9 protein-coding genes are annotated in these 11,338 nt (G+C 71.1%); 5 read left to right on the top strand and 4 right to left on the bottom strand.

Annotated elements, in window-relative coordinates; translation table 11 throughout:
• Positions 1–138: 138 nt before the first annotated feature.
• Entirely contained in the window at positions 139–732 is a 594-nt protein-coding gene (locus tag ACFSOX_RS18330) for a hypothetical protein (protein WP_378479259.1), read from the bottom strand.
• A gap of 286 nt (positions 733–1,018) precedes the next feature.
• Here ACFSOX_RS18330 and ACFSOX_RS18325 point away from each other — a divergent pair, with 286 nt between their 5' ends.
• The 4 genes from ACFSOX_RS18325 to ACFSOX_RS18310 all read left to right on the top strand — a co-directional run bounded on the left by ACFSOX_RS18325 (position 1,019) and on the right by ACFSOX_RS18310 (position 7,122).
• Entirely contained in the window at positions 1,019–1,237 is a 219-nt protein-coding gene (locus ACFSOX_RS18325; RefSeq protein WP_378479258.1) for a hypothetical protein, read from the top strand.
• A gap of 203 nt (positions 1,238–1,440) precedes the next feature.
• On the top strand, positions 1,441–2,346 hold the full coding sequence (locus tag ACFSOX_RS18320) for an ROK family protein (RefSeq protein ID WP_378479257.1): 906 nt from the start codon (positions 1,441–1,443) through the stop codon (positions 2,344–2,346).
• Positions 2,347–2,793: 447 nt separating this feature from the next.
• The gene (locus tag ACFSOX_RS18315) at positions 2,794–4,503 is read left to right on the top strand and encodes a methyl-accepting chemotaxis protein (RefSeq protein ID WP_378479256.1); all 1,710 of its coding nucleotides are present in this window, start codon (positions 2,794–2,796) and stop codon (positions 4,501–4,503) included.
• A 426-nt stretch (positions 4,504–4,929) separates the two neighbouring features.
• The gene (locus ACFSOX_RS18310; RefSeq protein WP_378479255.1) at positions 4,930–7,122 is read left to right on the top strand and encodes a methyl-accepting chemotaxis protein; all 2,193 of its coding nucleotides are present in this window, start codon (positions 4,930–4,932) and stop codon (positions 7,120–7,122) included.
• A gap of 149 nt (positions 7,123–7,271) precedes the next feature.
• On the opposite strand, the gene ACFSOX_RS18305 is transcribed toward ACFSOX_RS18310, so the two are convergent.
• Together ACFSOX_RS18305 and ACFSOX_RS18300 are read right to left on the bottom strand one after the other, a co-directional pair.
• Positions 7,272–8,108, bottom strand: coding sequence for a Vgb family protein (locus tag ACFSOX_RS18305; protein ID WP_378479254.1), 837 nt, complete (start codon positions 8,106–8,108; stop codon positions 7,272–7,274).
• Positions 8,105–8,515, bottom strand: a complete 411-nt coding sequence (locus tag ACFSOX_RS18300) for a carboxymuconolactone decarboxylase family protein (protein WP_378479253.1) — start codon at positions 8,513–8,515, stop codon at positions 8,105–8,107. The genes ACFSOX_RS18305 and ACFSOX_RS18300 overlap by 4 nt, the downstream gene beginning before the upstream one ends.
• A gap of 84 nt (positions 8,516–8,599) precedes the next feature.
• Between ACFSOX_RS18300 and ACFSOX_RS18295 the strand changes: the two genes are divergently transcribed.
• Positions 8,600–9,529 (top strand): LysR family transcriptional regulator, encoded by a 930-nt coding sequence (locus tag ACFSOX_RS18295; RefSeq protein ID WP_378479252.1) that lies wholly within the window; start codon positions 8,600–8,602, stop codon positions 9,527–9,529.
• On the opposite strand, the gene recJ is transcribed toward ACFSOX_RS18295, so the two are convergent.
• Positions 9,530–11,329, bottom strand: coding sequence for a single-stranded-DNA-specific exonuclease RecJ (gene recJ / locus ACFSOX_RS18290; protein ID WP_378479251.1), 1,800 nt, complete (start codon positions 11,327–11,329; stop codon positions 9,530–9,532). It lies immediately after the preceding gene.
• Between the last annotated feature and the right edge of the window lie 9 nt (positions 11,330–11,338).

Raw genomic sequence — 11,338 nt, 5'->3', positions numbered from 1 at the left:
ACCAACCGAGGCTCGCCGCATAAAGCACAATCCGTGCCGGACAGCCGTGGGCGCGACCCGGCCATCCACGTCTGGGCCACGCTGAAAAGACGTGGATGCCTGCGACAAGCGCGGGCATGCCGGTGGGAAGGCGTTCCCCTACCCCCCCGCCTTCCACTTCGCGACCGGCCAGACATCGGGCAGCTCGCCGTGATTGTGGGTCCACGGGTCGACGGTCCATTCGGCGCCCGACTTGATCTCGGTGATCACCGCCGTGTAGTGCGGCCCGCCGCCGGTGAGCAGGCGCGAGATCGGCTCGCCGACCCGGTGGTACTTCATCAGCCCGAGCTCCTGCAGCACGATCAGCAGCGACGTGGTGTTGACGGTCGCGTCGATGCAGTCGAACTGGGTGCGGTCGTTGGCGTGGCCGAGGCCGCCGGCCCGCGCCTTCGCCTTGGCCGTGCCGGTGAGCGGGGCGACCCGCTTCTCGAACCACACCTCGGTCTTGGCGATGGCGGCCCGCTCGGCGGCGGGCGAGGCCCGCCCGGCCGCCATCAGGCTCGCCATCTGGGCGCGGTCGCCCGGGCCGAGGCCGATCTCGGTGCGGAAGGCACAGCCGAAGCCGTGACAGAAGATGACGCGGCTGACCGCCGGCATCGGGAGCGACACGGTCTGCAGGAACGCGGTGGCGCCGGGGTCGATCTCGCCGGCCACGGCCGGAGCGAGTCCACCGGCCCAGACGGCCGTGCCCACCAGCGCACCCAGGACTCTCCGGCGGGCCGAAGCCCCGACACCTCGTCCGATCGCGCGCATCCCGTCCCCCTCGCGCCGTTTCGGCGAAGGATGGCGGAACCTTCGTCCCGGTCAAGCTTTGCACCCCGAACGGCGGACGCCCGGGCCGCGACCGTTGCACGGCCGCATCACCGGGCTGCGGTGACGGGTCGCGGCGATCGGCCCGAACGACTTGATCTCGCTCAACCGATCGCGCCGCGGTTCTGATTGGCTTCCGCCGTTCGATCCATCAGCGAAGGAGCGCAGCATGTACCGGATCTACAGCGCGCCGGCCGGCGCGGACGACATCTCGCCGCTGGAGCGGGACAAGCTTCTCCACAAGGACGCCGCCAGCATGGACGAGGCGATCGGCTGGGCCGCCCATATGAGCCGCACCGGTCACGCCGTGCTGCTGATCGAGGGCGACGACGGCACCATGCTGGGCGCCGGCGAGATCGCCAGCGCGCTGCGCCGGCGCATGAGCTGAATCGGTCGCCGAATCGGTCGCCGCGTCCGCCCGGTTCTCCGCTCATGCCCGCGAAGGCGGGGCATCCAGGCCGTCCGGCTTTGTCGCCCCTGGGATCCCGCCTTTTTCCCGGCGACGAGCGGCGAACGGTGCCGTGTCGGTCGCGGTTGCGCCGCCGCTGCCACGGTGGCATCGCTCGTCCGCAGAGGGGCGGGCGGTGAATCATGCGGATCGGGATCGATCTCGGCGGCACCAAGATCGAGGGGCTGGCACTCGGCGACGACGGCACCGCGCTGTGGCGTCGCCGCGTGGCGACGCCGGCGGGCGACTACGCGGGGACGCTCGCGGCGATCGCGGGCCTCGTCGCCGCGGCCGAGGCGACGCTCGGAATGCGCGGCACGGTCGGCATCGCCACGCCGGGCGCGATCTCGCCGGCGACCGGCCTGTTGAAGAACTCCAACAGCGTCGTCCTCAACGGCAAGCCGCTCGATCGTGATCTCGCCCGAACGCTCGGGCGGGCGGTGCGGCTGGAGAACGACGCCAACTGCTTCGCCGTGTCGGAGGCGACCGACGGGGCCGCCGCCGGCGCGCGCGTGGTGTTCGGCGTCATCCTCGGCACCGGGGTGGGCGGCGGCGTCGTGGTCGACGGCCGCGTGGTCACCGGACGCAACGGCATCGCCGGCGAGTGGGGGCATGCGCCCCTGCCCTGGCCGCGCGACGACGAGCGGCCCGGTCCCGCCTGCTATTGCGGCCGCCACGGCTGCCTGGAGACGTTTCTGTCCGGCCCCGGCCTCGCCCGTGACTTCTTTCATGCGAGCGGGCGAGCGGCGACGCCGGGTGAGATCGTCACCACCGCTGCGGCGGGCGACCCGATCGCGCAAAAGTGCTTCGAGGATTATCTCGATCGGGCGGCGCGCGGCCTCGCCATGGTGGTCGACGTCATCGACCCGGACGTGATCGTGCTGGGCGGCGGCCTCTCCAACATCGACGCACTCTACACCGCGCTGCCGGCGCGCGTCGCGCGCCACGCCTTCACGGACCGGCTCGACACGGCGATCGTGAAGAACCGCCACGGCGACTCGAGCGGCGTGCGCGGTGCCGCCTGGCTGTGGCCGACGGAGGCCGGGTGAGGCGCGATCGGCGCGCGACGCGGCCTCGTGTCCCGGGTCCGGCGTGACGCCGACACCGCTTCGAGCCGCGAACGACCAGATCGCGCACAGCCTTCGACGGCCCCCGCTTCGCAACACGATAGTCGGAATTGGTGAATGCGAACCGGGCGAAGAAACCAGGCCCGATGCGCGCCTAATGCTTATGTATTGGTTCTCGGCCTTAGCGCCCTTTACTTTGCAGAAAACAAATTTTAATCGATTTGCCCCAGAAATGGTGCTGGGCGAACGTTCTCCGTCGTCCGCTCTTGCCGGCTCGCTCGAGCCCGGTCGCGTGCCCTGCCCCGTCGCCCAGGTGCCCGGAGCAGCCAGGAAACCCTCGTCGTCACGGTCCCCGCAACCCGGGAGAACCGCTGTCCTCCGCGTGCCGCTGCGGCGCGCGGGCCCATGCTCGCCTGCCTGGAGCCGTCGATGTCCCTGCTGTCCAAAATTCGCATCCTGCCGAAGATCCTGTCCGTCATCGCGCTGCTCGGCGTCGCGGCCGTGGTGATCAGCGTCGTGGCGCTCAACGCACTGTCGGTGCTGTCCGACGTGTCCAGCCAAGCGCAACTGGCCGGCGAAAAGAACACGCTGTCGTCGCAGCTCAACATCAACCTGCTGGCGATGAACCGGGCCGAGTACCGCATGAACGCCAACCCGCGGCCCGACATCATCCAGGACGCGACGGGCCGCATCGAGCGCGAGCGCAAGCTGTTCGAGGAACGATACGAGCGGATCAAGAAGCTCGCCTCGACCGATCTCGATCGCCGCTTCCTCGCCGATTTCAGCCCGATGGCCGCCGCGTACTTCAAGGAGCTGGACGCGACCCTCGCCTTCGTGCGCACGATGTCGCTGCCGCCCTCGGCCGAGCAGCTCGATCGCCTCAACAAGGAGGTCGTGGCCAGCCGCGAGGCCCAGGAGAAGGCGCGCACCCGCACCCGCGAGTACTTCACCGAACTCGACAAGCTGGTGAAGGAGCTGTCGGCCAAGGGCGAGGAGACCGCCACGAGCGGCCGCAACACCATCGTCACGGTCGCGTCGGTCGGCATCCTCGGCGCGCTGGCGCTCGGCTTCTTCATCGGCCAGTTCGGCATCGCCCGGCCGATCGGCGCCTCGGTCGCGAGCCTGCAGACGCTCGCCAAGGACGATTTCTCGATCGAGATCGCCGGCACCGAGCGCGGCGACGAGGTCGGCGACATCGCCAAGGCGGCCCTCGTGTTCAAGCAGAACGGCCTCGACAAGCAGCGCATGCAACGCGAGCAGCAGGAGGCCGAGAAGCGCGCCGTCGCCGAGCGCAAGGCCGAGATGCAGAAGCTGGCCGACACGTTCGAGGCCGCGGTGGGGGAGATCATCGAGACGGTGTCGTCCGCCTCGACCGAGCTGGAGGCCGCGGCCGGCACGCTCACCCGCACGGCCGAGACCACGCAGAGCCTCGCCACCCGGGTCGCCTCGGCGTCCGAGCAGGCCTCCACCAACGTTCAGTCGGTCGCCTCCGCCACCAACGAGATGGCCTCCTCGGTGCACGAGATCAGCCGTCAGGTGCAGGAGTCGAGCCGCATCGCCAACGAGGCCGTGCGACAGGCCGAGAAGACCGACAGTCGCATCAATCAGCTCTCGCAGGCGGCGAGCCGCATCGGCGACGTGATCAAGCTGATCACGGCCATCGCCGAGCAGACCAACCTGCTCGCCCTCAACGCGACCATCGAGGCCGCCCGGGCCGGCGAGGCCGGCAAGGGCTTCGCGGTCGTCGCGCAAGAGGTCAAGGCGCTCGCCGCCCAGACCGGCAAGGCGACCGGCGACATCTCGGCCCAGATCGCCGAGATGCAGTCGGCGACCAGCGACTCGGTCACGGCCATCAAGGAGATCGGCGGCACCATCGGGAAGATCGCCGAGATCGCCGCCACCATCGCGGCCGCCGTGGAGGAGCAGGGTGCGGCGACCAGCGAGATCGCCCGCAACGTCCAGCAGGCGGCGTCGGGCACCACCGAGGTCGCGACGAACATCGGCGAAGTCGATCGCGGCGCCGCCGAGACCGGCTCGGCCTCCTCGCAGGTGCTCTCCTCGGCGCAGTCGCTGTCCAGCGAGAGCAACCGCCTCAAGCTCGAGGTCGGCAAGTTCCTGAACACGATCCGGGCCGCGTAGCCGCCCCACCGGCGTGGTCCGTTCGGCTCGGCTGCGAGCCCAGACCAGAGCGGCAGAAAGCCGCCGACGTTAAGACCCCCCCTCGAGCCCGGGCCAGAACGGCCCGGGCTTTTTCGTCGATGTCGGCGATGCCCGGCGTGCTCAGTTTCGAACGATGCGTCCGAGCCTTGGAAGCGTCCTCATACAAAGGATGTAGATGGCTGTCCGACGCTCCTCGTCGACTCCGAATTACGTGATCATGCAGAGCCGATTTGCAGATGACGCGGACCTGATAGACAGACATTTTTATCGTTTCGCCGACAATTCTCGCGTCTTGACGGCTCCGGCACACCCCTGCGGCGCCTCGACCCGGGCCCCCTCGTCAGGGGCACCCCTCGAGTGTCGCCGGCCGACGGTCCCACTGCATCGACGCCGAGGCTCTCTCCCATGAAGCTCCCATCGTTCATCGCCAAATCCATTCAGTCGAAGATCGCCTCGCTGGCCGGCGTCTGCCTGGTCGGCACGGCCGGCGTGCTGGTCGGCTACGGCGTGCTCTCCTCGTCCTGGAACAACCAGTTCGTCGACCAGAGCGTCTCGTCGCTGCTGGAGCGCAACGGCCGCGAGACGCTGCAGTATCTCGCGGCGCGCGAGGCGCGCGCCGTGCAGCGTGAGTTCACGGTCGCGATGGTGGCGGCCCGAACCATGGCCGAGAGCTTCGGCGTGCTCGCCTCCAAGGGCGGCGAGGCGACCCCGAACGACCTGCGCCGCGATCAGCTCAATCGCATCCTGCTCGACGTGCTCAAGCAGAACCCGCAGCTCAACGGCACCTATTCGGCTTGGGAGCCGGGCGCGCTCGACGGACGCGACGGCGAGTTCAGGAATCGCCGCGACGCCGGCTCCGACGCGACCGGCCGGTTCCTGCCGTACTGGACCCGCGGCCAGGACGGCAAGATCGCGATCCAGCCGCTGGTCGAGTACGACAGCCGCGACCGCCACCCCAACGGCGTGATGAAGGGCGGCTGGTACATCGGCCTGCAGGAGGGCGCCAAAGAAAGCGTGCTCGGCCCCCTGCCCTACATCGTACAGGGCAAGAGCGTCTATCTCGCCACCCTGTCGGTCCCGGTCATGATCGACGGCAAGTTCCGCGGCCTCGCCGGCACGGACTTCAACCTCGACTTCGTCCAGAAGCTCGCCACCGAGCTGAGCCGGACCGTCTACGGCGGCAAGAACGAGATCGTGATCCTCAGCGACGAGGGCCTGATCGTGGCGCATTCGGGCCGTGCCGACCTTATCGGACAGCCGATGTCGACCTTCAACAAGAACGCCCAGGCCGATCTCTCCCACATCAAGAAGGGCGAGGAGTCGGTCGAGCTCGACCCGCAGACCAAGCTGCTGCGCGCCTTCGCGCCCATCGCCATGGGCCACACCGGCAAGCCGTGGTCGGTGCTGATCCAGGTGCCGCAGGACGTGGTGCTGGCCGACGCCCGCAAGCTCACCGACGCGCTCGACACCCGTGCCACCAGAACAACGATGTGGCAGCTCGTGGTCGGTCTCGTCGTCGCGCTCGGCGCGATCGCGCTGATGTGGGTCGCGGCGCGCAGCATCTCGTCGCCGATCCGCAAGAGCGTGACCTTCGCCGAAGGCATCGCGGCCGGCGACTTCGGCCGGCAGCTCGACGTCGAGCAGGCCGACGAGGTCGGCACGCTTGCGGCGACGCTGCGCCGGATGCGCGACGACCTGCAGCGCATGATCGCGCAGCGCGCCGAGGACCAGGCCAAGACCGAGGCGCAGCGCCGCGTCGAGATGCACAGCCTCGCTGACAGCTTCGAGGCCGCGGTGGGCGAGATCATCGAGACAGTGTCGTCGGCGTCCGGCGAGCTCGAGCGCGCCGCCGGCACGCTCACCCGCACGGCCGAGACGACGCAGCGCCTCTCCACCAAGGTCGCGTCGGCCTCCGAGCTCGCCTCGACCAACGTCCAGTCGGTCGCCTCCGCCACCAACGAGATGGCCTCCTCGGTGCACGAGATCAGCCGTCAGGTGCAGGAGTCGAGCCGCATCGCCAACGAGGCCGTGAAGCAGGCCGAGAAGACCGACGGCCGCATCAACGAGCTGTCGCAGGCGGCGGCGCGCATCGGCGACGTCGTCAAGCTGATCACGGCGATCGCCGAGCAGACCAATCTGCTCGCGTTGAACGCGACCATCGAGGCCGCCCGGGCCGGCGAGGCCGGCAAGGGCTTCGCGGTCGTCGCACAGGAGGTCAAGGCGCTCGCCGCCCAGACCGGCAAGGCGACCGGCGACATCTCGGCCCAGATCACCGGGATGCAGGCGGCGACACAGGACTCGGTCTTGGCCATCAAGGAGATCGGCGGCACCATCGGCCGCATCGCCGATATCTCGGCCTCGATCGCCGCGGCGATCGAGGAGCAAGGGGCCGCCACCCAGGAGATCGCCCGCAACGTCCAGCAGGCGGCGTCGGGCACCACCGAGGTCGCGACGAACATCGGCGAAGTCGATCGCGGCGCCGCCGAGACCGGCTCGGCCTCCTCGCAGGTGCTCTCCTCGGCGCAGTCGCTGTCCAGCGAGAGCAACCGCCTCAAGCTCGAGGTCGGCAAGTTCCTGAACACGATCCGGGCCGCGTAGCCGCCCCACCGGCGTGGTCCGTTCGGCTCGGCTGCGAGCCCAGACCAGAGCGGCAGAAAGCCGCCGACGTTAAGACCCCCCCTCGAGCCCGGGCCAGAACGGCCCGGGCTTCTTGTTTCGACGCGCCGGCACCGCGGGCGGTCGGCCGATCACGGCCGGAGCCGCGGACGCGGTGGCGGCGGCACGACGCGGCGGACCGTGCCGTCGCCCCAGGCACCGACATAGAGCACCCCGTCGGGTCCGATCGCGAGGCCGACCGGGCTCGGGATCGCCGCCGCGATCACCCGGGAGCCGCCGTCGAAAAGCACCTCGCGGACCGCGTCGCCGCCGTAGTCGACCGCGAAGACGCGGCCGCTCCGGTCAACCACGATCCCGGCGGCGGGCCGCACGAGATCGGCGGCGACCTCCTGGCGGCGGCCGTCGGCGAGAAGCCGCACGATTCCGCCACCGTAATTGGCGATCACGAAGCCGCCGTCGGCGGTGGGCGCGACACCGGTCGGCATCGGCAGGCCGCCGGCCAGTACGGTGCGGCCACGGTCGGGTGCGATCGCCAGAAGATCGCCGCTGCGCCGGTTGGCGACCACCAGCCGGCCGGCGCCGTCGAACGCGATGCCGACCGGCGTCGCCAGCCTGTCCGCCACCGTGACGATCCGCGACCCGTCGAGGCGCACGACTTGGTCGTCGCCGTAGAGGGCGACGTGCAGGCGCCCGTCCCGGTCGACGGCGAGGCCGGCCGGGCTGCGCACCGACGCGACCACGGTGCGGGTACCGTCCGGCATCAGGCGCTCCACCGTGCCGCCGCTCCAGTTGGCGACCTGCAGGCTGCCGTCCGGCCCGAGCACCATGCCGACCGGCGAGCGTAAGCCGCGATGCAGCACCTCGCCCCCGTCCGGGCCGGACGGCTCGGCCGCGGCCGTCCGGCCGACGACGAGACCCGCCGCCGTCGAGACGCCGGCAAAGATCACGGCGCGTCGGGTGGTGCTCATGGCGCCCTCCCCGCGGCGACGGCGTCGCGCTCGGCGAAAACCGCCTTGGCAGCGAACAGCCCGTTCAGGGCCGCCGGGAAGCCGGCATAGACGGCCATCTGCATCAGGATCTCGATCAGCTCCTCGCGGCTCACGCCGACGTTCAGCGCCGCGTGGAGATGCACCTCGAGCTGCGGGCGGGCGTTACCGAGCGCGGCGAGCGCCGCGACGGTGGCGATCTCACGCGATCGCAGATCGAGGCCCGGTCGGTCGTAGATGTCGCCGAACGGGAACTCGATCAGGAGCCGGGCGAAGTCGGGCGCGACGTCGGCGAGGGCGTCGATCACGCGCTCGCCGGCGGCGCCGTCGATGGCGGCGAGGTTCTTCAGGCCCCGCTCGTAGCGGGTGTCGGGACGGGCGGCGTCCATGGCGGCGCTCCTTGTGGCGGTGGAACCGGCAGACACATAGGCGCGCGGCTTTCATCCGCCTAATTCATGTTTTATAGGATCGATATGCATGGAATTAATCTGCGCAGCATCGACCTGAATCTGCTCGTCGTTCTCGACGCGCTCGCCGCCGAGCGCAGCGTCACGCGCGCCGCGGCGCGGCTGCATCTCACCCAGCCGGCGGTGAGCCACGCACTCGCGCGATTGCGGGGGCTGCTCTCCGATCCGCTGTTCGTGCGCACGCCCGCCGGTCTCGCGCCGACCGCGGCCGCGCTGCGCCTCGCCCCGCGCGTCGCCGCCGTGCTGACCGAGATCGGCGCCATGTTGACGTCGGGCGAGAGCTTCGATGCGGCGCGGGCGACGCGTCGGTTCACGCTCGGCATGTCGGACTACGTCGCCTTCGTGGTTCTGCCGCGCCTGGCCGCGGCGCTGCGAGCAAGTGCCCCGAACGTGGAGCTGGTGGTACGCCACACCAGCCACGCCACCGGCTTCGCGCTGCTGGAGGACGGCGATGCCGAGCTGATCGTCGGGCATTTTCCGAAGGCGCCGGCCCGCTTCGCACGGGCGCCTTTGTTCACCGAGAGCTTCCTCTGCGCGGCACGAAAGGACCATCCGGCCTTTTCACGGCGGCTGACGCTCGCCCGCTACGCGGCGCTCGACCATCTGCAGGTGTCGCTGTCGGGCGAGCCGTCCGGCATGGTCGACGACGCGCTGCGGCGAAAGGCCGTGCGTCGCCGCGTCGTCACCACGGTCGGGCATTTTCTGGTCGCGCCGGAGATTCTCGCGGCGACCGACCTGGTCGCCACCGAGCCGGCCCGGGCGCTGGCGCCGCTCGCCGCCCGGCTCGGCCTCGCCACGGCGCCACCGCCGTTTCCGCTGCCCGGCTTCGAGGTGGTGCAGGCCTGGCCGCGCCGGCTGACCGCGGACGACGGCCTCGCCTGGTTGCGCCGCGCGGTCGCCGCCGCGGCGCCGACCACGGAGGCCCGGCACGCCTGATCAGCGCAGCCCGGTCGGCTCGCTCGCGGCGACGTCGAGGATGCGGAGCTGGGCGCGCTCGGCGCCCTGCCAGCGGTCGACGGCGAGGCCGCCGGCGACATGCACGCGCCGGCCGCGGCTCTCCAGCAGCGCGCGGCCGAGCGGCTGGCCGGCGGAGCGGAATGCGATCGCCTCGACGACGGCGCCGTCGCCGCCCTTCAGCCGCACCTTCACATGCGCCTGCCCGACCTCGTCCGCATAGGCGACCGTGTGGTTCGGCAGCGCGAGGATCGGCTCCGGATTGCCGGAGCCGTAGGGGCCGGCCAGCGCCAGCGTGCGGCACAGATCCGGCGTCACGGCGGCGGCCGAGACGGCGCCGTCGATCTTGAGCGAATGATCCCGTCGCGCCACCTCGACGGCCGGCGCCAGCCTCTCCTCGAGAAACGCCCGGAAGGCGCCGAGCGCGGATTTCCTCAACGTCACGCCGGCCGCCATGGCGTGCCCGCCGCCCTTCACCAGCAGCCCTTCGTGCAGGGCCTGCTTGACGGCGCGGCCGAGATCGACGCCCGGGATCGAGCGGCCCGAGCCGGTGCCGGTCTCGCCCGGCTCCATGGCGATGGCGAAGGCCGGGCGGCCGAACCGCTCCTTGAGCCGCGCAGCGACGAGGCCGACGACGCCCGGATGCCAGCCGGCCGCCGCCGTCACCACGACGGCGCCCTTCTCCTCCAGGCCGAGCGCCGCCATCGCCTCCGCCTCGGCCTCGGCGACCGCGGCCTGCTCGATCACCTGGCGCTCGCGGTTGAGCCGGTCGAGCTCGGCCGCGATGGTCTGCGCCTCGACCGGATCGTCGAGCGTGAGCAGCCGAGCGCCGAGATCGGCCCGCCCGATCCGCCCGCCGGCGTTGATCCGCGGGCCGAGCAGGAACCCGAGGTGCCACGCCTCCGGCGGACCGGCGAGCCGCGCCACGTCCATCAGGGCCGTGAGGCCGACGCGCTCGCGCCGCCTCATGCCGATCAGGCCCTTCGCCACGAAGGCGCGGTTCAGCCCGACGAGCGGCACCACGTCGGCGACGGTGCCGAGCGCGACGATGTCGACGTATTCGAGAAGATCCGGCTGCGGCCGCAGCTCGCTCCAGAAGCCGCGCCGGCGCAGCTCGCGCACCAGCGCCACCACGGTCATGAACACCAGCCCGACCGCGCACAGATGCCCGAGCTTGGAGAGATCGTCCTGGCGGTTCGGGTTCACCAGCGCGACGGCCGGCGGCAGCGTCTCGTCCGCCATGTGATGATCGACCACCACCACGTCGACCCCGAGCCTCTTCGCCTCCGCGAACGGCTCGTAGCTCGACGTGCCGCAGTCGACCGCGACGATCAGCGTGGTCTTTCGCGCGGCGATCTGGCGGATCGCGTCGACGTTCGGACCGTAGCCCTCGAAGATCCGGTCCGGGATGTAGATGTCGGGATCGAGGCCGCACTGGCGCAGCACCAGCGTCATCAGGGCGCTCGCGGTCGCCCCGTCGACGTCGTAGTCGCCGAACACGGTGACGCGCTCGCTCCGCTCCACCGCGTCGGCGAGGCGCGCGGCCGCCGCCTCCATGTCGGTCAGCACGGCCGGATCCGGCATCAGCCGGCGGATGGTCGGGTCGAGATGCGCCGGCACGGCGTCGGGCTCGACGCCGCGCCCGGCCAGCACGCGGGCGAGCAGCTCGGGCGTGCCGTGCCGCTGCACGATGGCGACCGCGCGCTGCGCGGCGCGCTCGTCCAGCCGGTCGCGCCACACGCGCCCGGTGGCGGATTTCTCGACGCCGAGGAAGGGGGTCATACGCAGCTC

Source organism: Rhodoplanes azumiensis, from assembly GCF_042682915.1.
GTDB lineage: Bacteria > Pseudomonadota > Alphaproteobacteria > Rhizobiales > Xanthobacteraceae > Rhodoplanes > Rhodoplanes azumiensis.
The sequence above is the reverse complement of the archived record's forward strand: the minus strand, read 5'-3'. Positions and strand labels throughout refer to the sequence as shown.

Bases quoted from the DNA above. Each gene is read 5' to 3' on its own strand.
- ACFSOX_RS18325 (WP_378479258.1), top strand. From the start codon at position 1,019: ATGTACCGGATCTACAGCGCGCCGGCCGGCGCGGACGACATCTCGCCG.
- ACFSOX_RS18320 (WP_378479257.1), top strand. From the start codon at position 1,441: ATGCGGATCGGGATCGATCTCGGCGGCACCAAGATCGAGGGGCTGGCA.
- ACFSOX_RS18315 (WP_378479256.1), top strand. From the start codon at position 2,794: ATGTCCCTGCTGTCCAAAATTCGCATCCTGCCGAAGATCCTGTCCGTC.
- ACFSOX_RS18310 (WP_378479255.1), top strand. From the start codon at position 4,930: ATGAAGCTCCCATCGTTCATCGCCAAATCCATTCAGTCGAAGATCGCC.
- ACFSOX_RS18305 (WP_378479254.1), bottom strand. From the start codon at position 8,108: ATGAGCACCACCCGACGCGCCGTGATCTTTGCCGGCGTCTCGACGGCG.
- ACFSOX_RS18300 (WP_378479253.1), bottom strand. From the start codon at position 8,515: ATGGACGCCGCCCGTCCCGACACCCGCTACGAGCGGGGCCTGAAGAAC.
- ACFSOX_RS18295 (WP_378479252.1), top strand. From the start codon at position 8,600: ATGCATGGAATTAATCTGCGCAGCATCGACCTGAATCTGCTCGTCGTT.
- recJ (WP_378479251.1), bottom strand. From the start codon at position 11,329: ATGACCCCCTTCCTCGGCGTCGAGAAATCCGCCACCGGGCGCGTGTGG.